This is a genomic window from Chryseobacterium vrystaatense (assembly GCF_000737765.1).
Lineage (GTDB): Bacteria > Bacteroidota > Bacteroidia > Flavobacteriales > Weeksellaceae > Chryseobacterium > Chryseobacterium vrystaatense.
In genome coordinates this window covers 451,428-473,844 of sequence record NZ_JPRI01000003.1, presented here as the reverse complement: position 1 = coordinate 473,844, position 22,417 = coordinate 451,428, and the positions used below count along the sequence as shown (strand labels likewise).

General features: G+C 37.3%; 24 protein-coding genes. 9 read left to right on the top strand and 15 right to left on the bottom strand.

Translation table 11 applies throughout. The annotated features are described in order from the left end of the window. Positions 1-1,143, top strand: coding sequence for a vWA domain-containing protein (locus IW16_RS11360; protein ID WP_034743909.1), 1,143 nt, complete (start codon positions 1-3; stop codon positions 1,141-1,143). A gap of 97 nt (positions 1,144-1,240) precedes the next feature. Then, positions 1,241-2,695, top strand: a complete 1,455-nt coding sequence (locus IW16_RS11355) for a sigma 54-interacting transcriptional regulator (protein WP_034743905.1) — start codon at positions 1,241-1,243, stop codon at positions 2,693-2,695. Positions 2,696-2,992: 297 nt separating this feature from the next. Here the strand turns inward: IW16_RS11355 and IW16_RS11350 are convergent, their stop codons facing one another. Both IW16_RS11350 and IW16_RS11345 read right to left on the bottom strand, forming a co-directional pair. Next, the gene (locus IW16_RS11350; protein WP_034743902.1) at positions 2,993-3,595 is read right to left on the bottom strand and encodes a hypothetical protein; all 603 of its coding nucleotides are present in this window, start codon (positions 3,593-3,595) and stop codon (positions 2,993-2,995) included. A 38-nt stretch (positions 3,596-3,633) separates the two neighbouring features. Continuing rightward, entirely contained in the window at positions 3,634-4,173 is a 540-nt protein-coding gene (locus IW16_RS11345; protein WP_034743899.1) for a hypothetical protein, read from the bottom strand. A gap of 574 nt (positions 4,174-4,747) precedes the next feature. On the opposite strand from IW16_RS11345, the gene IW16_RS11335 reads away from it, so the two are divergent. The 3 genes from IW16_RS11335 (at position 4,748) to IW16_RS11325 (ending at position 6,802) form a co-directional block, all read left to right on the top strand. Continuing rightward, positions 4,748-5,263, top strand: coding sequence for a hypothetical protein (locus IW16_RS11335; protein WP_034743893.1), 516 nt, complete (start codon positions 4,748-4,750; stop codon positions 5,261-5,263). Positions 5,264-5,492: 229 nt separating this feature from the next. Beyond that, complete coding sequence (locus IW16_RS11330) at positions 5,493-5,906, top strand: hypothetical protein (RefSeq protein WP_034743889.1); 414 nt, start codon at positions 5,493-5,495, stop codon at positions 5,904-5,906. Next, positions 5,903-6,802 (top strand): hypothetical protein, encoded by a 900-nt coding sequence (locus tag IW16_RS11325; protein ID WP_034743886.1) that lies wholly within the window; start codon positions 5,903-5,905, stop codon positions 6,800-6,802. Before IW16_RS11330 ends, IW16_RS11325 begins: the two co-directional genes overlap by 4 nt. Before the next feature lie 77 nt (positions 6,803-6,879). Here IW16_RS11325 and IW16_RS11320 read toward each other — a convergent pair whose 3' ends face one another. From IW16_RS11320 to IW16_RS11275, 13 genes are all read right to left on the bottom strand, one after another. Continuing rightward, a complete protein-coding gene (locus tag IW16_RS11320) occupies positions 6,880-7,128 on the bottom strand; it encodes a PrgI family protein (protein WP_034743883.1) in 249 nt (82 codons plus the stop codon). A 235-nt stretch (positions 7,129-7,363) separates the two neighbouring features. Continuing rightward, positions 7,364-7,990: a GAD-like domain-containing protein gene (locus tag IW16_RS11315; protein WP_034743880.1), complete on the bottom strand. Its 627-nt coding sequence runs from the start codon at positions 7,988-7,990 to the stop codon at positions 7,364-7,366. 149 nt (positions 7,991-8,139) lie between these two features. After that, positions 8,140-8,214, bottom strand: a complete 75-nt coding sequence (locus IW16_RS27200; RefSeq protein WP_394332454.1) for a T6SS immunity protein Tdi1 domain-containing protein — start codon at positions 8,212-8,214, stop codon at positions 8,140-8,142. Beyond that, a complete protein-coding gene (locus tag IW16_RS11310; RefSeq protein WP_034743877.1) occupies positions 8,215-8,775 on the bottom strand; it encodes a suppressor of fused domain protein in 561 nt (186 codons plus the stop codon). Positions 8,776-8,793: 18 nt separating this feature from the next. Further along, the gene (locus IW16_RS27145; RefSeq protein ID WP_316931921.1) at positions 8,794-9,537 is read right to left on the bottom strand and encodes an HNH/ENDO VII family nuclease; all 744 of its coding nucleotides are present in this window, start codon (positions 9,535-9,537) and stop codon (positions 8,794-8,796) included. Between the two features lie 249 nt (positions 9,538-9,786). Next, positions 9,787-9,930, bottom strand: a complete 144-nt coding sequence (locus IW16_RS27195) for a T6SS immunity protein Tdi1 domain-containing protein (RefSeq protein ID WP_394332451.1) — start codon at positions 9,928-9,930, stop codon at positions 9,787-9,789. Then, positions 9,882-10,031 carry a hypothetical protein gene (locus IW16_RS26940; protein WP_228376925.1) on the bottom strand — a complete coding sequence of 50 codons (150 nt, stop codon included), beginning with the start codon at positions 10,029-10,031 and terminating at the stop codon, positions 9,882-9,884. The genes IW16_RS27195 and IW16_RS26940 overlap by 49 nt, the downstream gene beginning before the upstream one ends. An 11-nt stretch (positions 10,032-10,042) precedes the next feature. Beyond that, entirely contained in the window at positions 10,043-10,510 is a 468-nt protein-coding gene (locus tag IW16_RS11300) for a DUF6630 family protein (RefSeq protein ID WP_131327878.1), read from the bottom strand. A 5-nt stretch (positions 10,511-10,515) separates the two neighbouring features. Further along, positions 10,516-11,229, bottom strand: a complete 714-nt coding sequence (locus tag IW16_RS11295) for a PoNi-like cognate immunity protein (RefSeq protein WP_034743871.1) — start codon at positions 11,227-11,229, stop codon at positions 10,516-10,518. 44 nt (positions 11,230-11,273) lie between these two features. Next, positions 11,274-12,830 carry a PAAR-like protein gene (locus IW16_RS26090; protein ID WP_084694535.1) on the bottom strand — a complete coding sequence of 519 codons (1,557 nt, stop codon included), beginning with the start codon at positions 12,828-12,830 and terminating at the stop codon, positions 11,274-11,276. Positions 12,831-12,838: 8 nt separating this feature from the next. After that, a complete protein-coding gene (locus IW16_RS11285; RefSeq protein ID WP_034743869.1) occupies positions 12,839-13,120 on the bottom strand; it encodes a hypothetical protein in 282 nt (93 codons plus the stop codon). Then, on the bottom strand, positions 13,117-13,938 hold the full coding sequence (locus tag IW16_RS11280; RefSeq protein WP_034743865.1) for a hypothetical protein: 822 nt from the start codon (positions 13,936-13,938) through the stop codon (positions 13,117-13,119). Before IW16_RS11280 ends, IW16_RS11285 begins: the two co-directional genes overlap by 4 nt. A 2-nt stretch (positions 13,939-13,940) precedes the next feature. Next, positions 13,941-16,088 carry a type VI secretion system Vgr family protein gene (locus IW16_RS11275; RefSeq protein WP_051890157.1) on the bottom strand — a complete coding sequence of 716 codons (2,148 nt, stop codon included), beginning with the start codon at positions 16,086-16,088 and terminating at the stop codon, positions 13,941-13,943. A gap of 632 nt (positions 16,089-16,720) precedes the next feature. Here IW16_RS11275 and IW16_RS11270 point away from each other — a divergent pair. The 4 genes from IW16_RS11270 (at position 16,721) to IW16_RS11255 (ending at position 22,416) form a co-directional block, all read left to right on the top strand. After that, on the top strand, positions 16,721-17,665 hold the full coding sequence (locus tag IW16_RS11270; protein WP_034743862.1) for an MBL fold metallo-hydrolase: 945 nt from the start codon (positions 16,721-16,723) through the stop codon (positions 17,663-17,665). Between the two features lie 534 nt (positions 17,666-18,199). After that, positions 18,200-20,590 carry a TonB-dependent receptor plug domain-containing protein gene (locus IW16_RS11265; RefSeq protein WP_034743859.1) on the top strand — a complete coding sequence of 797 codons (2,391 nt, stop codon included), beginning with the start codon at positions 18,200-18,202 and terminating at the stop codon, positions 20,588-20,590. A gap of 28 nt (positions 20,591-20,618) precedes the next feature. After that, positions 20,619-21,896 carry a DUF4374 domain-containing protein gene (locus IW16_RS11260; RefSeq protein ID WP_084694534.1) on the top strand — a complete coding sequence of 426 codons (1,278 nt, stop codon included), beginning with the start codon at positions 20,619-20,621 and terminating at the stop codon, positions 21,894-21,896. A 94-nt stretch (positions 21,897-21,990) separates the two neighbouring features. Then, on the top strand, positions 21,991-22,416 hold the full coding sequence (locus IW16_RS11255) for a hypothetical protein (protein ID WP_034743855.1): 426 nt from the start codon (positions 21,991-21,993) through the stop codon (positions 22,414-22,416). Position 22,417 lies beyond the last annotated feature (1 nt).

Sequence of the window (22,417 nt, the reverse complement as noted above, 5' to 3'; positions counted from 1 at the left end):
ATGACAAATAAAGATTTTAATGCTCAAAGGGGTTTCACCTTCAGCAAACATGTCCCGGAAGACATCTCTCATTTTGACCGGGTCTTTGATGTCTTCAAAGATTTGCTTACCCACACTTCGGGTGATATTGAGGAAGCTTTCGAGTGGCTCGATATGCTTGATAAAGAATATGACATTTTCAGTGATGAATATTCTCTTCAGGATTTTGAAGATGATTTAAAAAAACGGGGATATATCAAGGAGGAAGACGATTCGAAAGAGGGTAATTCAGGAACCGGAAAAGGGAAAAACATCCTGACGGCCAAACTGGAGGCGGCTTTACGGGAATATGCCCTGGACCAGATTTTTGGAAAACTTAAAAAAAGCGGTGCGGGAAATCACCGCACAACAAAAACCGGAGTTGGTGATGAACGGGATGGTGAAAACCGGTCCTTTCAATATGGAGACGATCTGTCTACGGTAAATATGACCGAAAGCTTAAAAAATGCCCAGATCAACAATGGAATTTCGGATCTGCGTATGACGGAAGATGACCTTATTGTGGAAGAAACCAAGCATAAAGCACAAATGAGTACTGTGCTGATGATCGATATCAGCCACTCCATGGTTTTATATGGTGAAGACCGCATCACGCCTGCCAAAAAAGTGGCGATGGCACTGGTCGAATTAATTAACCGCAAGTATCCAAAAGACTCTATCGACATTATTGTCTTTGGAAATGAAGCATGGCCTATCAAAATCAAAGATCTCCCTTATTTAAAGGTTGGGCCTTATCACACCAATACGGTAGCAGGACTGGAACTGGCTATGGATATTCTTCGCAGAAAAAGAAATACCAACAAACAGATTTTCATGATTACGGACGGAAAGCCGAGCTGTATCCAGCTGCCTACGGGAGAATTTTACATGAACAGTAACGGTCTTGATGAAATGATCGTTTCCCAGTGTCTCAACAGAGCGGCACAGGCCAGAAAACTGAAAATTCCTATTACCACATTTATGATCGCTCAGGATCCTTATCTGCGTAAATTTGTGGAGGCGTTTACAGCCCAGAATAAAGGAAAAGCTTTTTTAACAGGTCTTTCCGGTTTAGGACAAATGATTTTTGAAGATTACGAGAAAAACAGAATAAAGAGGATTTAACAAGATGTCAGATTTCAGACACCTGATTTCAGAATTACAATCATGAGATGACTATTAAAGAGGGTCTCACCAAATAAATATTTTTACTTAAAAGAAAATGAAAAACGATATTACATTCAAAGAATTAAAAAATTCAGGCTATACCGACAAAACTATTAATGAAGAAATCCAGGGCAATTTAATTGCCCGGATCAAAGCTAAAGAACCTGTATTTGAAGGTCTTTTGGGATATGAAGACACTGTTGTTCCTCAATTGAAAAAAGCTATTCTTGCCGGTCATCACATCAATCTGCTGGGATTGCGCGGACAGGCAAAAACCAGGATTGCGAGAAGTATGGTGAACCTTCTTGATGAATATATGCCTATCGTAAAAGGCTCTGAGATCAATGACAGCCCATTTCATCCTATCTCCAAGTTTGCGAGAGATCTTATTGCGGAACATGGCGACGAAACTCCAATTTCCTGGGTTCACCGTTCTAACCGATTCTATGAAAAACTGGCGACTCCAGATGTAAATGTTGCGGATTTAATTGGTGATATAGACCCGATTAAAGCAGCGACTTTAAAACTGCCTTATTCGGATGAACGGGTTTTACATTACGGAATGATCCCAAGAGCCAACCGTTCTATATTTGTCCTGAACGAACTGCCGGATCTTCAGGCAAGAATTCAGGTTTCTTTGTTTAATATTCTGCAGGAAGGTGATATTCAGATTCGTGGATTCCAATTGAGAATGCCTCTTGATATTCAGTTTGTGTTTACTGCAAATCCAGAGGATTACACCAACAGAGGGAGTATTGTAACGCCGTTAAAAGATAGAATCGGATCACAGATTTTCACCCACTACCCGAAAACAATTGCGCTGGCCAGGCAGATTACGGAGCAGGAAGCTAAGATCTCAACCGAGGATCAGTCACAGATACAAATTCCCGGATTGGCTAAAAATCTTTTGGAACAAATTGCTTTTGCCGCCCGTGACAGCGAATATGTAGATGCGAAAAGCGGTGTAAGTGCCCGTCTTACCATCAGTGCTATGGAGAATCTGGTCGCAGCTGCAAAACTACGTTTGATAGAATCTGATTCGGATAAGACCACCGTTCGTCTGCTAGATTTTATGTCTGTGATTCCATCTATCACCGGAAAAATTGAACTGGTGTACGAAGGGGAGCAGGAAGGCGCAGATTATGTTGCTAAAATATTAATTGATCAGGCGGTGATGATTCAATTTGAAAGTTTATTTCCCCGTATATCCAAACTGGAAAAAGAAGGAATCAAAACACCTTATACAGATCTTATCAAATGGTTTAACAAAAACCATCTGGAGCTCAACTACCAAGATACAGATGAGGATTTCTACGCTAAACTTAACAGCATCACACCGTTGGCAGCAGTAGTTGAAGAGAATGCTTCAGATTTAAGCACCGAGGATCAGAATTTCTGTAAGGAATTGGTTTTATGGGCACTCACGATCAGTAAAAAATTAGATAAATCGGAAAATCAATCTGCATTTACGTTTGATTCTGCAGATATGAGTCAGTTTTTACGCAACTAATCTTTAAGATCAAGAAAACATATTTTTTTTGAAATAACAAGCCTAATTTAATGAAAATAATAAATCCTCCCGAAAAAAAATCAGGAGGATTTATTATTTTACGAGACCTCGAATACAGACATCATTCATGTATTGCATGTCACTTAGTAAAATTAAGATTGTGTTGATTTCGTTAATTTCAAATACCAAGCAGATGCATTGCGGGCATTTTCTACTATCAGCAAATATATCTGGATTAGTTATGTGCTCTGAATGTTTAAGGTCTACCCAACATACTTATCAGGTTTTGGAAATTCATTATTTTCTTTGCATTCTCTTTTTTAAGACTGGCTTTCTTTTGATTGGATATTCTTTACCGCTTATCCCCAGTACATAATCTTTAGGAAGAGTGCTTTCTTCTTTGTCATTCTCATACTTCAAAAGCTGTTCATCTACTGTTAATATCCAGTCATCATATTTTTTGGAATAATTATACTCCTGAGTGTATTCCGTATCTTTTGTCCATGTATAAAGGGATATACAGCCATTTCCACAAGTGTCTAAAATAGGGTCCCCTATATATTCTAAATTATAGGTATACTTTTTCTTCAATCCGCCAGTTATTATCTCAATCTTACAATACGGACCATCAATATTTTCCTCATATTTAAAGCATTTATAATATAGGGTATCTTTTATACCATCAAGATTAAAATCTTGAACTATTTTTTCTTGAGCCAAGGCATTTAGAGAGAATAGCATCATAAAGATTATACTTACCTTAATCATCCTATTTTTCAAGTGTAGCTTTTTTATTTTGTCCATTTTTTTTACTCCGCGATATTTCCAATACCAAGCAGAAGCATTGCACGGGTAAACTTCCCTGTTTTTCAGACCAAGTAAAAATATTAAACTACTCATTTATATACTTTCTTGAAAGAGATGATAGATTGATTATATTATTTCTTTGAAGGTGGTGGTGGTGGTAACATTGGAGGGTTTTCAAAAAGATTATTATAATAATAACTTTCAACCGAAAGTTTAATTAATTCCCCATTTACTACTTCAAACATATCAAAACATGGGATACCAGTTTCCATTTGATTTCTCTTATAAATATTCCAACGATTATTTTTAATCATTAATCTGTCAGTTTCCCCTACACTTATAGTATTATCAAAAAATTCTTTATTATAAATAGCTATTAGGTGACCTTTATACTCTTTTAAAACGTATAATGAATCTGGAATAAAAAATTTGCGATTGGATACTTGTATAAAATCTTTCTTCTTAAGCTTTTGATATCTAACGGTAATTACTTTATTTTTTGGGCAATTAGAGTAATCAATAAACATATCAATTTTACTATAAAGCTTTTTCTCAAAAGTCTTTATAGTTCCATCCATGTTTTGAAAAGAAAAATTTTGATGTTCTTTTTTTTTACAACTAATAATAAAAAAAAGAATTACTATGCTGATTATTTTAAGATTATTTTCCATAAACCCTATTAAGACCTTTTAAGAATTGTACATTAAACGAATTAGTTGATTTCAAATTAGCTCCTTTAGAATTAATTTCAATCATTCTACTATTGTCATTAACTATAAAAAATCTTGGATACCCTAATCATTTTTTTGCATTTTGCCCCATTATACCCCACACCGTACTTATATCAGTGTCAAATTGGTTTGAAATAGTTTTGTACTTCAGACCAGTTCCTCCATCATGATTATGTACTGACCAAACTAAATTGTCTTGAGAAAATCTATTTGACTGTATTTTAGTTTGATCCCAATTATGCATGGAAGCAATTTGAAAATTATCTTTCCCATTTACTGAATAATTACCAAGTGAAAACTCAATTCAAGGACTCTCAACACAATCTTACAAAAAAATCACTGAATAAAGAATTAAAAAATGAACAATCTATATTTCACCAGAATATTGACATTTTTCTTGAAAATAAAAATAAAAACATGAAGACATCCTACAACTTTCATATCATATTTTCAACTTTCATAATGTTTATAATGCAAAACGTTTCCTATTTTTGTGCCTCAATGCCCCATAAACATGCCATTTAATAAAGAAAATTACCTGACTGAAATGAAATCTATGGTTGATCGGGCCATAGAAAGGCTAAAAGCAGAAAAACCGGAATTTATCATTTATACCGTCAGTATCTGGACAGATCCTAATGCAGCTGCAAGTTCTATTAGTTTTGACAGTCAACAAAACTCAACCCGGAAAGTTGAGCAGTCCAATGCATTTGATAAGGAGCAGTATGAAGAATACATTGCAGAAGGCGACCTTGAAAGTGCGGAACTTTTTAAACCGGAGACATGGGAACAGCGGAACTGCAATCCCGCCGATTTTGAACTGAGAGATTTTGAGGAAACCAATCATCCTGATATTCCTACAAACTGGGAATATGAAAAGGGCGGCCGATGCTGGCCGCAGCTCACCCCTGCCTTAAAAGAAGTTGGAAATTATGCTTTCGAAAGAATACAGGCAATGCCCGTTGAACCCGGATTTGAGTTGGCCGTCAACGGTAAAAAAGATTGGTATGAGAAGGTATGGAGACTTTGATTTTTTAAAGACTATTCTGCTCCACTATTCTCCAATTTTCAACAACTATTTTTCAGCAGTTTTTCCTTGTACAGCATTTACTTAAATATCACACAAAAGGGTAATTGTCAATACGATGGGTTATTTCTTAGATTTGAGTAAGAAAAATCTGATGATCTGGAATTTTAAGCCTTATAAAATTATTATCAGATAGCTTGCCCCAATTTATTAATAACCAAACAAAACTACCATGAAAAAAAAATTAACCATTAAGGCAGCTGATTTTAAAAAGGTTTACACTCAGCTGAAAAAACTGGAATCTAAAGGCGATATTTTCAAAATAAATGGTCTAAGCCTTTCCGGTTTTCTTATTGCCAGTGCCACTTTTGATGATCATGACGATACGCCAGAGATAAGGACAAAAAGAATAATATTACAGATTGCCGGTAATTCTTCAGTGAAACCTGAGAACTTGCCAGATCACATCAAACTTGGATTGAATCTGCTTTATGGAGATAATGAATATTCCTTACTGCAGATGAGGCTTAACGCTCTTGTAAAAACTTATAATACAAAAGAGAGTGTGAGTGACAATGAAACAAGCGATTGTGTAACAGTTGGTGATTGCACAGTACTGGTCAATTCAAAAATTAATCCGTCATGAAAGCAATCCTGATAGCCACTATTGCAGTGATATTTTCCCAGAACGTATATGCTCAATCTACTGTGTGGGATAACATTAAAATACGCAAAGATTTTGAAACAGGCACTAATGATGATGATAAAGCGGCCAATCTGTCTTTTACATTTCCAAAGGATAAGTCAAATTATTTTGTAGTCAATGCCGGTGTAGGGTACCAGTATGATAATATCAGCGGGGATCAAACGATGTTCAAAAACTCTATAACCGGTTTTTTTGCTTATAACCGGAATAATCAGATTGATAAAGAACAGAACAATTTTAAAATAGGGATTTCAAACGGCATGACCATTTTTACTGACAACGAACAGCAAACCGCACTTTTCGGAAGCAATACGTTGGAATATTTAAATGATCATTCTGAAGATTCCCAATCTATGGCCATTACCTCTTACTGGTATCCTTTTTCTAAAAAAAAGGAATTTGTAAAACTGGGCGGATATGTTGCAGAGGAGCATCTGTTTGCCTATTATTTTCTTCCTACAGCGGGTCTTGAATACCAAAATAAATTTGAAGCTGCCCTACCTGAAAGTAACGGATACCATGTCAGAGGGTATTTCGGTTTAGGAGCTAACCTGCTTTTGAAAAAACCTCCGGCTAATCATAAAAAAGAACCTGTACCCAAATCATTCTGGAGCAAGGGAATGGAGTTATCTGTAAAATATGAAGCCAGAAAAAATCTATTAAGTAACGTAGACAATACTGACTCATATATTCCAATGTTTACGAGCGAACTAAACATATATCCCACGCAGGATAATAAATTTTCCATAGGACTCTCCTATACTAACGGAGCGAATCCTATTAACGGCCTTGAGAAACAGACTTTTTGGCTTCTTGCCATTAAATTTAAAAAATAGAATACAACATAAAAAAGATTGCCCTGGTTCAGGGGCAGTCTTTTTCTTGATCAGTTGTCATTGAGTACAGTCTCGTTTTACTTTAAGTTCCTGTCATTTAATTCTTTTTCCAGTGCCTGGCCATTTTTTTTCCATCTGTTCGCTGCAAAAAGTGCAAAAGCTACCGGAAGAAAGGTAAAGAGTCCAAGACCATTTCTTACAGTACTGTACACCGCAATACCGATCAAAACCCCCAGGATGACGCCATTCATGACATTTTCAGACTTGGCCTTTTTTTTCTTCTCCAATAATTCCTGGTCGGTTAATTCATTTAATTCTTTTTCCATGGTTTGCTTACGATCTTTGTATTAGTTTTCATTTAATTTGTTCTGAAATCCTTCTACACAATGGACGTCAAACTGATTTCAGACAACGGCTAAACTACAAAAAAGCAATTATAAACACAATAAAAACGAATTGCTTTAAACTCACAAAAGCTATCTTGATTTGACTTTATTTTGAAATAGCTCGGTCATGATCGAGCTATTTCAAATATTACTTGCAAAATGCTCAATGAAGGAACTACCACAAGTCAATGATTTTACCAACAGATTGACCAATAACATCAATGTATGATTTAATATCTACCACCTGTAAGTTTTTATTTGAAGTTTTCCCACCCAGTGATAAGGCTGGAACATAGCCGTAGCATTGACCGTATTCCAGCTTGGGTAATTCTCCTTTCATATCCAGGTAAGCTTTAGAATCAAAATAATCTTTATGGGATATAAAATAATCTTTATGGGATATAAAATAATCGTCAAAAAATACATCAAGAGCTCCCTTAAGTGAATTCAGTGCACAACTGTGACATTTTCTAATATTTATTATTTTTACTCTGTTTCCTTCGTCCGGCGAAATCGTCCAATTTTGATTCCCTTCCCAAATCAATAAATCTCCTAAAGCAGTAACTCCAAAAACTATAGACGGCTCCAATAGTTTATCAATATACTCAAATACAAACTCAAATTCATCAGGATTCACCAATTGAAGAAATCCATCTTCATAAATACCAAATCCCATTGTTTGCCAAATACTGAGCAATTCTTCTGGAAGTACATTGTTGTATTTATTAATAATTTCTAATGGAACATCATTGTGTTTGATGTAATTGCTATTATTTCTCTCTTCAAATGTTAATCTTGCCATGGTATACTTTTTCAATCAAATCTAATTTATAGAAAAAGCCACCATTTTAGGCAGCTTATCGTATTTTTTTGTTACTGATTCTAAAAAAATCATTCTATTTTACCCAAAGCTTGAGCTACAATTGAAATATGTTCCTTTAATTTAACCTTTTACAAATTATCAACCTTTTCAGTTCCCCCAAATCCTAAAAGTGAGAGATATCCATAGCATTCATTATAAGCAATTTACAATATTGATTTTCTATTAACATCAAAGATATCGATTTCTTTTTCCTCAAATAGATCTTCCAAAGCCTCTGAACCATTTTTTTTCTGAAATTCCAATTCGGCATCTGAAATGGCAATACCTAGCAGAAAAAAAATATTCTCATTTTGTACTTCAAAATCCTCAAGTTTATCTTCCCATAGATAAGGGGATGTGAAGAAGATATGCTTCATCTCTGAATCTTTATAATACATTTCAACTAAAGTTTCAAAAACTGTCCCATGAGAAACTTTCCAATTATCCTTTATACAGAAAAAAGCACTTGTACTCAAGATATTTCCAGTTTTATTATCCGCGGAATATCCTGCAATCATCAATTCATATTTTCTATCCCCAACAGAATAGTCAGATAAACCTATTGTTGAGTAAAAAATAACATCATTGTCCGTTGGATCAGGACATTCCATAATAAAAATTGCATTCTCACCAGTATCATCACCATACTTAATGACTTTTGGTTCAATTCCAATAATTGGAGCTAATTTTTTATATAATTCTTTTTGTCTTTCGGTTGGTTTCATATAGTAAATTTAATTAAATTATTCGAAATCATCAGTGTGATCTTCAAGCTTATGTGATCTATTAGTATTTTGCGTTTCGGGGCGATAATGATCTGGGTTATTATGTTCATCCAAGAATTTTTTTCTAGAAATCTCTCGTTGGGCTGCATCTTTTTGATGCTTTCTAAATTCATGCTTAGGTTTATGCCCCATATCCCATTCGCTTTCAAATGGTATTTCTTCCTTAGTAAGAGGATCTTTCACTATGCCATCTTCTTTAGCCCCATCATAAGATTTTTCTCTAACCCCTTTTCTAAATCCAGATGGTCTTTCATAATACCACTTACCATATTCAGTTAAACTACCATCAGCATTTTTGACGGGATACTCTGGAAGTTTTGGTCTTTTTCCTCCTTTTTTAATAGCTTCAGCAGCAAGCTCATCTATATCTTTAGTAACCACTGCTGCAATATCTCCTCCTTCTTTCTTAGCAAGCTGTTCCAATACTTCAGCTGTTCCTCGTTTTGCTCCGGCCTCAAGTGCTTCCTTACCGGCTTTCTCGGCTCCAGCTTCTGCAATTTCTTTAACCGTCTTCTCAACCACAGCCTCCGCCCCTTTCTTCAAAGCTGTTTTTCCAGCTGTAGCTGCCAGAGAGCCTCCTGCCGTGTATACTGCTGCAACAGCATCAGGAATGAATTCTCCGGCTGTGTTTCCTATTTTTCTCGGATTTTTGGCTATCCATTCTCCGGTGTCCTTAGCACCTTTAACGATGTCATCACCCAACTGCTCCAGGTTCCCCTCCGTTGTTGCCCAATCCCATGCAGAATCAGCCGCTTTTCCTATATATCAGGAGTGGTCATACACATAGGGTCTTGAACAACCTGATAAAGTGTTTCGCATAATCCAACAAATCCGTTGGCTACACCTGCTACTAAGCCTGTATCAAGATCCCCAAACCAATCTAATTTATAGAAAAAGCCACCATTTTAGGCAGCTTATCGTATTTTTTGAATTCCAGACATTCTTAAAAAATTATTCTATTTTACCCAATGCTTGAGCTACAATTAATATATGTTCTTTTAGCTTAACCTTCTCTAAGTTTTCTACTTTTTCTGGACCTCCTAATCCTAATAACAGTACATATCCGTAAGATTCTTCAAAAGCAGGCTCTCCCAATTTCTCTCTGGCAGGGAAATAATTCTTCCCAAGTAAAATAGAACATCACTGTGTTTGATGTAATTACTATTGTTTCTCTCTTCAAATGTTAATCTTGCCATAGTATACTTTTTTAAAAGATACTAATTCTTTTATCTAAAAATTGGAGTTCTTGAACCGAATCAAGTTTTCCAACTGTAAAAACGTAACTATCACTATTAATATCTATCAAGTAAATCCGATAGTTTCCAAGCTTTTCCAATTCTCTGTTGGCAATGCGGAAAAATTCCTCGGGATCGGTTTCTTCATCAACGTCAATATGTAGTTCAAGAAAAATTTTATATTTCTTAAAAAGGTTATTTATACAATCTTCTGCAGTTTTGTAGTTTTCCTTCCAATCTATTTCGAAAGCATATCCATTATCAATAAGTAGATCGACCATAGCTAGCCATAAGTAATCATCTGATTTTGTAATCATCCGACTATTATCTTTGATGTAAATTTCAGGCTGCTCATTGATTTTTGAGAGCCTTAACTTCATTTGATCCGATTCTAATTGATTAGGGATTAAAAGATTTACTATCCTAAAATATTTCTCCATAATAATCAATCTTTCCAATGTACCATATCATAAGGATAATATTGCTGATCTTTTAAAATAGAATCATCCAAGCCCAAAATTTTCACCAAAGCTCCGCTTTCGAAACTCCAATAACCTGTGTGAATGTTCCATTTACTCTTATGCGCATCGTACCAACCTGTATCGGAATGTCCTCTGTACCATTCCTTTTGTAGATATTCTAATAATTTTTCCGAAGCTTTGGGTTTATCATCTTTAGCAAAAGTAACCACATCTAGAATACTTTTATATGGCTTCGGAAATTTAAAACTTTCGTGATTTATCCAATTTTCTATTCTGTTACGTATCAATAAATCTATAAGATAATCATTTGGATTATCTTTTTTCACACATTCAGCAAGTTTTAAAAACTGTTCCTGTTTAACATCTATCATCGTTCCAATAGCCAGCATCCAAACCATTTGAACATAACCATTTGATTGCGACCAGCCATGTTGAAAATAATCTATGGTTACTAAATATTCTTTTGAAATAACGTCAATAGACTCACCCATTGAATAAGCTGCGATCAAGTTATCTAATGAATATTTTATCAAAGTTTGATAAGTATCATAGATCTTATCAGTCTCTTCTGGCGTGTATCCTCGTAAATCCTCAAGCTCTTCCTGAATATACTCTCTTTGCTGTTCAATAATTTCCTGAAAATTTTCCCTTGAATTTAATTTATCTCGTGTATCCATTATATAAAAATACTTATTATTTTGTTACTAAAATTATTTTCTTATTATGGCCATGGTCCCCCAATATTTCCACTTTTATCTATCTTATAAGTTGTGACCTTTCCAGTATCATCAATCTTACTTAAAACTCTATCAACTTCATTATTTTTAAGTGCTCGCTCAATTTCCCTTGCTTTCTTAGGTCCTACTTGATTCTCTAATCTTTTACTACCTTTGATCCAATCATTACTCATTTGAGGACCATCTTTAGCCCCCTTACTTAATTGTGAGGTACCGTATTTTGCTTCATCTATGATAAATTTTGGTGGTGGTTTACTATTTTCATATATTCCATCAATACCTTTTTTAATTGTATCATCCAAACTCCCTGGTGCACTGTCTCCAATCCGTTTTAAGTTTTGATTCTTTAACATATTTTCGTGGGATGCAATTTCACCAAAGTTACCTTTCTGTTTAGTGGTTGCTTTTTTAGGATCAAATTTTTTGAGGACATCATCAAGCAAGTCCTTAGCTTTTTCCGCCGCTGTTTTAGTAACCACAGCTGCGATATCTCCTCCTTCTTTCTTTGCAAGCTGTTCCAATACTTCAGCCGTTCCTCGTTTTGCTCCGGCCTCAAGTGCTTCCTTACCGGCTTTCTCGGCTCCTTCTTCTGCAATTTCTTTAACCGTCTTCTCAACCACAGCCTCCGCCCCTTCCTTCAAAGCTGTTTTTCCAGCTGTAGCTGCCAGAGAGCCTCCTGCCGTGTATACTGCTGCAACAGCATCAGGAATGAATTCCCCGGCTGTGTTTCCTATTTTTCTCGGATTTTTGGCTATCCATTCTCCAGTGTCCTTAGCACCTTTAACGATATCATCACCCAACTGCTCCAGGTTCCCCTCCGTTGTTGCCCAATCCCATGCAGAATCAGCCGCTTTTCCTATATTACCTGGAGTAGTTGTCCATTTATAGGCATCGGAGATCCCTTCTGTTGTAGCCTCATAGCCATCTTTCACCATGCCTCCCAAAGCTTCGGCAGTACCTACCGGATCCTGTCCTACCTGATAGATAACTTCACCAAGACCGACTACGCCGTTTACGGCTCCCTCAACAAGACCTGTGCCCAAATCATCAAACCAGTCTTTCGCTCCTGCAATGGGTTTCATCCAGTCGGGAAGTACAGAATCGCGTTGGGCTCTACTCTCCTTCGTCTTCTTATCAAGCCAGTCAAATCCCTCCTTTATATATTCACTGGGCATTTTTCCCTCACCAACTCCATAGCTTACGGCTGATGCCCGGTCAAAAAAGATACTGATCTTTCCACCAAATATACAATTACAGGTAGAATCTTCCAAGAGCATCCGGTTCCCATTAATTTTCACTCCATCTTTGGGATTATCCCACTGCATTGTGGTGGGAAGACAGGTCACTCCGGTTGCCCATTTTGCAGGGCAGGTACAAAGTCCCATCGGCTTCAGATGAAAGAATGGAAATTTATCCGCTTCTGTTGCCATCGGCACCGCGTATATGGTCGTTTTTTTATTAAAGCTCACTCTCAGTGTCGATGGGCTTGTTCCTTTATCGCAAGCAAGAAATGCTCCCTCAGGCACATATTTTTTGGCCATGATCCACTTTATTTATGATTAACGTTCTTAATGCAGGTGCAGATCTCCACTACTTTTGATTTCCGAAAGATCCGCTCCAGTTCACTTAGATTTTCCTTCGTTTCCAGAACCACATGGCCGGGAATCTTCAGGATTTCTGACAGGCTGCAGCTGCTTAGCTGTTTGATCTTGACATGATCCGCGTAAATGTCCAGACAGGTCATATCGGCCATCTTTTCAGCCTCCATTTCGGTAAAAAGGAGATAGTACCGGTCATTCTGAAAGACAATATCTTCGATTCTAAAAATCATATTGCTTTAAGGATATTTCTTTCTTCACGGTACAGTGTGCCCGGTATTTCAGCAATGCTCATGCACATACTCTGTTCCGACCACGGCCACTGATCCAGCCGATATCTCTCGATATACCCTAGCTGGAGTTGTGTGGGTACCCGCGGACGGTTTTTCAGAATTCTGATCATTGCCGTCACTTTATCCTGCTCAAATTGATCTTCATCAATAGATCCTGAAACTTCTATCTGATAGGTTCCATCTTCAAGTTCTGTTAAAGTTTCTTCTGTAATAATGGGTACATTTTTCGCTGCCAGAAAGTTGGGCAGTTCACGGTAGCCTTTAAAAGTTTCGCCTTTCTTCAGTTCTTTATGATGGATTCCCGGAAATAAAAGAAGATAGGGCTGTGCAAACCTCAGAGCAGCAGAAAACTGTTCCGGGTCTTCCAAAAGTTCAGAAATACCATTCATAAAAATGGCTTTATGCTCTTCCGTTTGATGACTTTTTATCAACTGGGGCTTCATCTTTTCCCACTTCTTTTTTATATCTTCTATATTTAATACCGTTCCTAATCTCCCATTTTCATCAAGGGTAAAAATCAGTTCTTTTCTGATTTCATGAATATCCCCAACCCATCGGTACATCCCTTCAGAATTGCTTTGTTTGTACCGAAGCATGCTGATCTTAAAGGTAGGCACGCCTTTACTAACAGAAAGCAGATCTACCTCCATTCCCATCTCCACATGGTTCTCATTCCGCAATCCCTGAAACTGATAGCGTTCCTCTCTTAGAAAAGTATAGGTTCTTTTCTTCCCAATATCCTGAATATCAAATTCCATTGTTACCCTTTATTAATTTCAACATCTGCTCCTGTAATATTTGTTGGTCCGCTGGAGTTTATTTTAGACGATTTACTGTCGATTGTGAGATCTTCATCAGTCTTGATATCCATTATTCCTTTGCTGTGGATCGTAAATGTTCCCGCGGTAGCATCAAAACTGATGTTGCCTTCTGCAACGGTTCCTGTTATTCCTTTTTTATCGATCACAATTTTATTGCCGCCTACCTGAAAGGTAATGCTGGTCTTTCCATCCAATGTTATATTTCCTCCGGCATCCATTTTCAACAGTGATTGCGGAGGTGCGTCTTTCTTGCCGCCAACGTTGATCACATTGGTACTTCCTGCATTGACGGTATGATTGGTATTGGCATTCGTGGTCGCATTTCCGGTTCCGTCAAAATTCATATTGGCTCCGCCCTGATCCTTCAGATTCATTGAGCCTGCTCCATTGTCATATTTCAACTCGGCACCGCTTCTGCCGCTAAAACTCATGATATTATTTCCGGTTCCACCGCCAGATCCAATTGCTCCGTGGTACATTCCTCCCATCACAAAAGGACGGTCCGGATGAAGATGGACGAAATTGACAATGACCTGATCTCCAACTTCAGGAATCGACATGAATCCCCGGTTTTTACCTACCTTATCACTGCTTCCGGCATCAGGTGACATCACACGGATAAACTCTGTCGTATCCTTACCGCTTTGCCAGTCGAACTGAACCTGCACACGTCCCTGATTAAGGGGATCGGTATTGGATATTACTTTTCCAAACTGTGGTTCTGCTGCCGGAACGACAAATTCCGGTCTTGGAATAAATCCCGTATCAGAAGCAATCGCCTGAAAAGAACCTTCGTAATATCCCCGCGCATCCACCTCATGGGTTACTTCAATCAGCATCAGCTTTGTAAAATAGGAAGTGTCATTACTGTCTGTCTTACGCATTTCAATATCTGCGATACATCCAGGGTAAAGAAATGGTACGGTTGTATTTCCGGAAGTGATAAAGACCTCCGCAGCTTTACTTCCTGCTGTTCCTTTTTGGGAGGCATCAATATCCATAAAAGATGACGCTTTGATGGGTGCTACCCGTAACGAAGGGGTCTGAAAAGTTCTTTCTGAAATCTCATACGCACGTTTGGCGATATCAGATGTATGATTAATTTTGGTATTCCCTCCTTTAAATTTTTCATTTTTGCTGCTGTTGTAGCCATAAAAAGAGGGATTGACATGCTGTGCCTTCATTTTAATTTTCACATCAGTCAAATTACTGCCATAGGTAAGCACCACTGGTTTTTCCTGTGGCGGAAGCTGTCCGAAATGAAGCACTTCTCCATCATAAAAGAATTGTTCGCCATAAGCTTCAGCGATTCTGGCAAGATAATTATAATGGGTTTCTTCGTATTGCGAACTGTAGGGTACATTTCCATGACGGGCATCTGCTCTGAAATCGTATTTCCCCTGTCCCAGTCCTTCTTTAATGACTTCGGTGGCAATACTGTTGAGGCTCATAGGCTGTGCACCGCCAAAACTCTGAATATGAGGAGCAGCATCCAGCAGTACAGTAGGACTGAAGCCTGATAATACGAGATCACCCAAACTTCCTTTTTCCTGACTGAAACCTACTTCCGTAATAACGCCTACAAAATTTCGTTCCGGGCTCTCTTCCACATCTTTGTACCTGAAGACTACCGTAATTCTTTTCCCCAGAAAATTCTGCGCTTCCTCAAGATTATGATTTTCTGCATTTCCCAGCGTATCGTGGGCAAGGATAAGATCAAACGTATGATGTTTGACAGCACTTTGCGATAGCTTAAAGTGCTTGAAGTATTTGATGGATTTTCCTTCCACATGAATATCCAGTCGTACTACCCTGTTGATTCCTGCCAGTGCATTTTCCGGAATTCCTTCTGCATTAAATATTTTGGAAGTGGGCTGTTTTGCCCAGATTTTTTCCTGAATGACCGTTGGTTCATTTGGGATTAAGGGTTGATTGAGGAATTGCTGTCCTGTACTGACCACATTCTTCACCTGCGAAACTATTTTTTGGGTTTCGGGGATCTTGACTTGTTTCTGGATTTTGCTTACAAAATCTGTCTTGTTTGAATCTAATCCCGGCTTGGGAAGATCCTGCTGCTCTTTAAACATGACATAATTATTTTCAGTTTTGTGATTTAATCTGGATTTCCACCTTCTGGAGGTGAGACCATTCAGTTCAGAGGACAATCAGTAATTGCAGCGGTCTCCAGGGCAAAATTACTATAGAATTGATCTGATATCGGCTCGGTTGGAATTTCTTATGAAAGAAGTTCCTTTTCTTTAAGTGCTTAACTGCCCATTTTCAGCAGGTCGGTTTTCATATTTTTTTATTAGATTATTTCATGATTTTCACTAGGAAAGATATCACCTCTTAAATTCACAGCCAAATGAATTAGTGATTATTTAATAAATTGTAGTAGTTCTACGATCCGATCACACAAAAACATAACAATCTATATTACAAAATATTACGGAAACCCATAATGCATTTTTAGCGGATGCTTTCAATAGGCCTGCACTAACTGAACTACACAGGTTAAAGCGGATTTCAGCCCAAAATTCCGAATAAAATGAGAAACCTGTTTTCTGACACAAACTCTCCGTTCAACAATACCAAACACTTTGATACCTGATTCGCACAGAACCATTGTGAGGCATACAAACAAAGAGATTTCGTCGTCAAAAAATATTGTAAATTTGCCTTATCCTACCGCAAAGGATCAATTTTTAGCTAAAAAATAATGAAAAAAACAGCACTTTCCTTACTTGCTATCTTTGTGAATATAGTCTGTCAGGCACAGAATTTTGATGTTATCCCGTTAGGCATCTATGGCGGAGAGCAGGAAGATAACTTATCAGCCTATTTAGTGGGAGCACCAAAAGACAATACCTTTATCTGTCTTGATGCAGGCACGATCAACACCGGAATACGGAAAGCTATTCAACTGAAAAGTCTTGAAGGAACAGAAGAAACTATTTTAAAGGATCAGATCAAAGGGTATTTTATTTCACACGGTCACCTGGACCATGTTTCCGGGCTTATTATCAATTCTCCGGCTGACTCTAAAAAGGATATTTTCGCTATAGAACCCGTGCTTCAAATTCTGCAAAACCACTATTTCATTACAGATACCTGGATTAATTTCGCCGATCAGGGCCAAAAACCTATGCTCGGAAAATACCATTATAATGAACTTAATGAAGGAAAAGAAATCCCTGCACCCAATACATCTTTCTTCTTAACGGGATACGAGCTTAGTCATGTAAATCCTTATAAAAGCAGTGCTGTACTTGTCCGAAAAGATGATCATTATCTACTCTACTTAGGAGATACCGGCGCAGACCGAATCGAAAAATCCGACCGTCTCAATACGCTGTGGGACCGCATTGCACCTCTTATTAAAAAAGGGCAGTTAAATACCATATTGATCGAAGTTTCTTTCCCAAACAGCCAGCCGGAAAATCTCCTGTTTGGTCATCTCACTCCTAATCTCCTGCTGGAAGAATTGGAAAAGCTGAAAGAAAAAACAGGAAAAAGCAATCTGGAAAACCTCAACATTGTGGTTACCCACAGAAAGCCTACGAAAGATAACCCCGAGATGATAAAAAGGGAATTACTGAAAAACAATCCTCTTAAAGTCCGCTACATTTTTCCTGAACAGGGTAAAAAGATCAGCTTACCATAAGTATTGAAAGATGAGACATTTTTTGTTTCATCTTTTTTATTTATATCATTTTATTCTTTCAGAGATACTTTATCTTTGATGGAGACCAAACTTTATCATAGAAAACCTCAGTGTATATAGGAGATTCATTTTCTGTATCAAGAAATACCAAATCCCTTTCCATTATTTTTTCCAGTCTTCACAACCCGAAACACATACATTTCCACCCAAACGCTAGTGTATACATCTACTTATAGTTTGTGCCATCGCTTAGTGATACAACTACTTCTTCTATAATATTGGAATTCCACTTTCAAAAACCTACGCCCTGTATTTCGCATATCTCAGATTTAAACAATCATAACAGGAAGCAGACTTATCTTTTAAGGACTTATTTAAAAAACATAACTAACTCACAAACAATAAATTAAATATTGTTTTCAACAAAAATAAATGCATATCAACAACGTCATTATCTAAAAAAACATAAATCATGTTTGTTTTTCAATCATATATAAAATAATTATTTATATTTGGACTAATTATAAATAACACATGAGACTAATTTTTGAGCGTTTAAACTATAATACTTTTATAGCTGTTTTTTTTCTATCTGCCTTTTCAGGTATTTATACTAATGCTCAACTAATTATAAGTGTTAAAAATGAATTCAGGGAAGCGATTCCAGGATCAAAAATCACTGTTGAAGGAAATGGATCACATTCACAACAGACGACCGATCGAAACGGCCAGGCAACTATTTACGAAAAAAAAGGGAGTTATATGATTTCTATAGAAAATTCGTTATTTAGAAAAAAAGACTTCAAAATTCAGATAAGCGGAGAACAGGAGACTTTGGATGTGACCCTTATGAAATCAGCTTACGAGCTTGAAGAAGTGATTATAGAAGGAACAAAACTTACTGCGTCGCAAAAAATCCGGGAATCACTCTATACTCCTGAAGTTATTGATTTTACAGAATTCAAAACAACATCAAAAACAGTCGTGGAAGCCTTAAACTTAGCATCCGGTTTGCGTATTCAGCAGCAAGGCGGTATGGGAAGCGACCTGAATATCATTCTTAATGGCATTGATGGTAAGGATGTACGGGTCTTTCTGGATGAAATTCCTGTTTATCTTTTAGGTCGTGGTTTTGAATTACAAAATCTTACGGCTAATATGATTGACCGTGTTGAAATTTATAAAGGGCTGATTCCTGTACAGTTTGGCTCTGACGCTTTAGGAGGGGTTATCAATATTGTTACAAGGCAAAGTGAAAAAGATTTTTTGGGATTGGGTTATACCTATGGTTCCTGGAATTCCCATGAAGCTACACTCAGTACCTCCAGACATCCTTTCAAAAACAAAAAATTCTATGCAGGTTTTGATGCGGTATACCGTCATTCTGATAATGATTACTGGATGGATGATGTAGATGTTGTCGTTGATGATTTATATAATATGAAAAAAGGTCGCGCACGAAGATTTAATGATCAATATGACTTTGCATTAGCTAAAGTACAGGTAGGGTTTAAAGACCTAAGTTGGGCTGATAACCTAAAATTCATTTCTTCTTTCACCCGTACTTATAAGGAATGGCAGCATGGGATTACCGCTTTAAGACCCTGGGGAGAACCTTTTTCAAAAGAATATACGGGAGGCGCTGCTTTCAACTGGAAAAAATCAAGTGCACAAAAAAACAGGTGGCAAATTGATGTAACCGCCGGATATAATTTTGAACAGACCTATTTTGAAGATATTTCTTCACGCGTTTATTTCTGGGATGGCAGTTATGTTGAAGGGCAGAATAAGGGAGAAAGCGGCTTATACAGTGAGGGACGTACACCCAAAATTAATCAGAATGTACTCTATGCAAGAGAAAATGCCTTTTTCAGAATAGGAGATCATTATAAAATCAATGTGAACCTACTCACGACAAAAATGGAATTAACTGGAGAAGACAAAGCTGGTACAGCTACTTACAAAGAAGATCCTTTCAAAACACCCCAAACACTTTTCAACAACTTTTTCGGTACATCTCTTGAATCCAAATTTTTACAGGGGCGCTTAATTTCCAATACTTCTTTCAAACACTATTACAACAAAGTGCGGGGCGTTAATTTTAAGATTAACAATGAATTTGATAAGATTAACTCTTCCTCTTCTTCTGATATAGGCTTTGGCCAGGTATTCAAATGGATGATTACTCCAAAAGTTTCCATTCTTCCCGGTTATGAATATACTGTTCGCCAACCCGACAGCAAAGAGATTTTTGGAGATTATATAACCATCAGTCCAAATCCGAATCTAAAATCAGCCAAAAGTCATAACGTTAACTTCAAGGTACTGTATACATCAGCAGGTGGAACAATATTCACAGGGATCGGAGGTTTTTACAGAAACTCTAAAGACCGTATCCTTCTCACCTCGTTTTCTAATGCGCTGGCAGCTTACACCAATTTATTAAAAACTTCTACGATTGGTGGTGAATGGTTTATGGAATACAAACTTAACAATAAGGTTGGCTTTAATCTGAATGCAACCTATCTGGATACCAGGTTAAGGGGAGTGGATGATTCGGGAGTTTTCAATGATCAGTATATCGGAGCAAGAATTCCAAATACTCCATATTTATTCGGTAATGCCCAGGTTTCCTATACACTGGACCCCGGAAATAAGCGAAATTACTATTTCAGATTTTTATATACAGGATCCTATGTCCATGATTATTTTCTTACCTGGGCTATTAACGGAATCAAATCTTCCAAGACAACCATTCCATCGCAATTTGTTAATGATATTTCAGCCTCAGTTCATTCTAAAAATGAGAAATGGAGTTTTGCGGTTGACTGTAAAAATCTCACCAATGCCAAGGTGTACGATAATTTCTCTGTGCAAAAACCGGGGCGGAGTGTTTATGCAAAAATCACGTACCTGCTTAACTAAACAAAAATCATAAAAAAAATCAAAAAAAATGAAAAACAAACTAACTGCTTTACTTTTTATGCTTCTGGCCACCGTGTCATGTAATGATAAAGACGATGAAACAGGAGATCAGCCCAATACTAATGAGTCGGCCAGTTTTGCACTAATTACCAGGCCTCAAAATTCCAATGGAACCTCTTTCTCTGCTTACATGCAGAAAATAGAATCTCCGGATTTTACAGGAATACTGGACAATGCAAAGGCACATGAAATATCGGCCTCTCATTCCGGAGGAGTTTATGAGTTCAAAAAATCGATCTATGTAAATGATTATCAAAACAAATCAATCACAAGATGGACCCTGTCAAACGGAAATACCGGAGAGAAAAAAGGATCTATTGCAGTTCCTGAACTTGGATTTCAGGGAAATATTGCTTTCAAAGATGAAAATACTGCCTATATAGGAGGGTCAGGAAAGATTGTTATTTTTAATCCTACTACTATGACAAAAACCGGTGTTATCGATTGGACATCAATGTCAAGGGTTGGACAGGTAACCAATTTCCCGACTGCAGGAGCGAAAATTCAGGCGGACGGAGTTACCGAGATTATTATCAATGGAAATTACATGTATGCGGCATTGTATTACATGAATGATTTTAACACATTTACTCCAGCTACCGCTACGTGTGATATACTGGTAATAGACCTCACCAAAGTTAATAATTCATCCAGTACCAATTCCGATGCTTTGGTTAAAATTATTTCCGATACCCGAGGTTCCTTTACAGGTGCCTGGAATACCGGAGGTGGTGTTTACTACATGAATAAAACAGAAAACGGAGATATTTATGTATTGTGCCACAATGTATTTGGCGGAGCCAGATCTGTCATAGGAAAGCCTGCATGTATGTTACGAATAAAAAATGGAGCAACCACTTTCGATCAGGACTATTATTTTAATTTAGAAGCAGCATCACAAGGAAACGGAAACCCGGTTACCAATTTTGAATATTACGGAAACGGTAAATTCCTGGCCACTGTAATGGATCCTGCAAAACTTGATCCTGCCAATCCCTATTCTTACAATACAGATGCCATCTTCCGTTGGTGGAGTTTTGACTTAAATACTAAAACGGCAACGAAAGTAGACGATGATTATACCATTGGCGGAAAAGCAGCGAGATGTTATTTTGCAAATGGTTTTGCCTACGTTCCATTTGCCAATAAAACCAGCAATTACATCAATAAAATCAACTTAAGCAATTTAAGCAAGAGCAAAACGGTCACCACTACAGGGATGTCTCATATCCTGAAATTGAACTAGAACATTGTAATGGTATGCGTATGCGGGTTAACTCAGATGCTCATACCCTACTATTCGTCATTTTAAAATTTCGTATTCAAAAAAATCAAATATTATGAGAAAAACCATGACCCTGTTAAGGTATGTTTTTGCTGTTATCCTTTTACTTTTCGGTGCGATAGGAACCTATGCCATGATCACAGAAGGCTATAATGCACAAAGCGAAGGGATTATGCTGTTCGGAAAAACCTTTCATCAGCTGCACGATGCCATCATGATGAGCTATTTGGGCGTTTTTGTCCGTTTAGCACAATTGTTTGCAGGTATTCTTCTTTTAACCAAAAGATACTGGTGGATCGGCTTGCTGTTCTATCTACCCTTTGCTGTCAATATTTTTTTAATTCATATTGTTCATGATCTGCCACCTGCACATCCGGGATTTTTCGCTTCGGGAATGATTGTATCTATCATGAATTTTATTCTGGTATTTTACGAGAAAGACCGCTTAAAGCAATTGGTCGTCAACCCCAAAACCGAGTAAA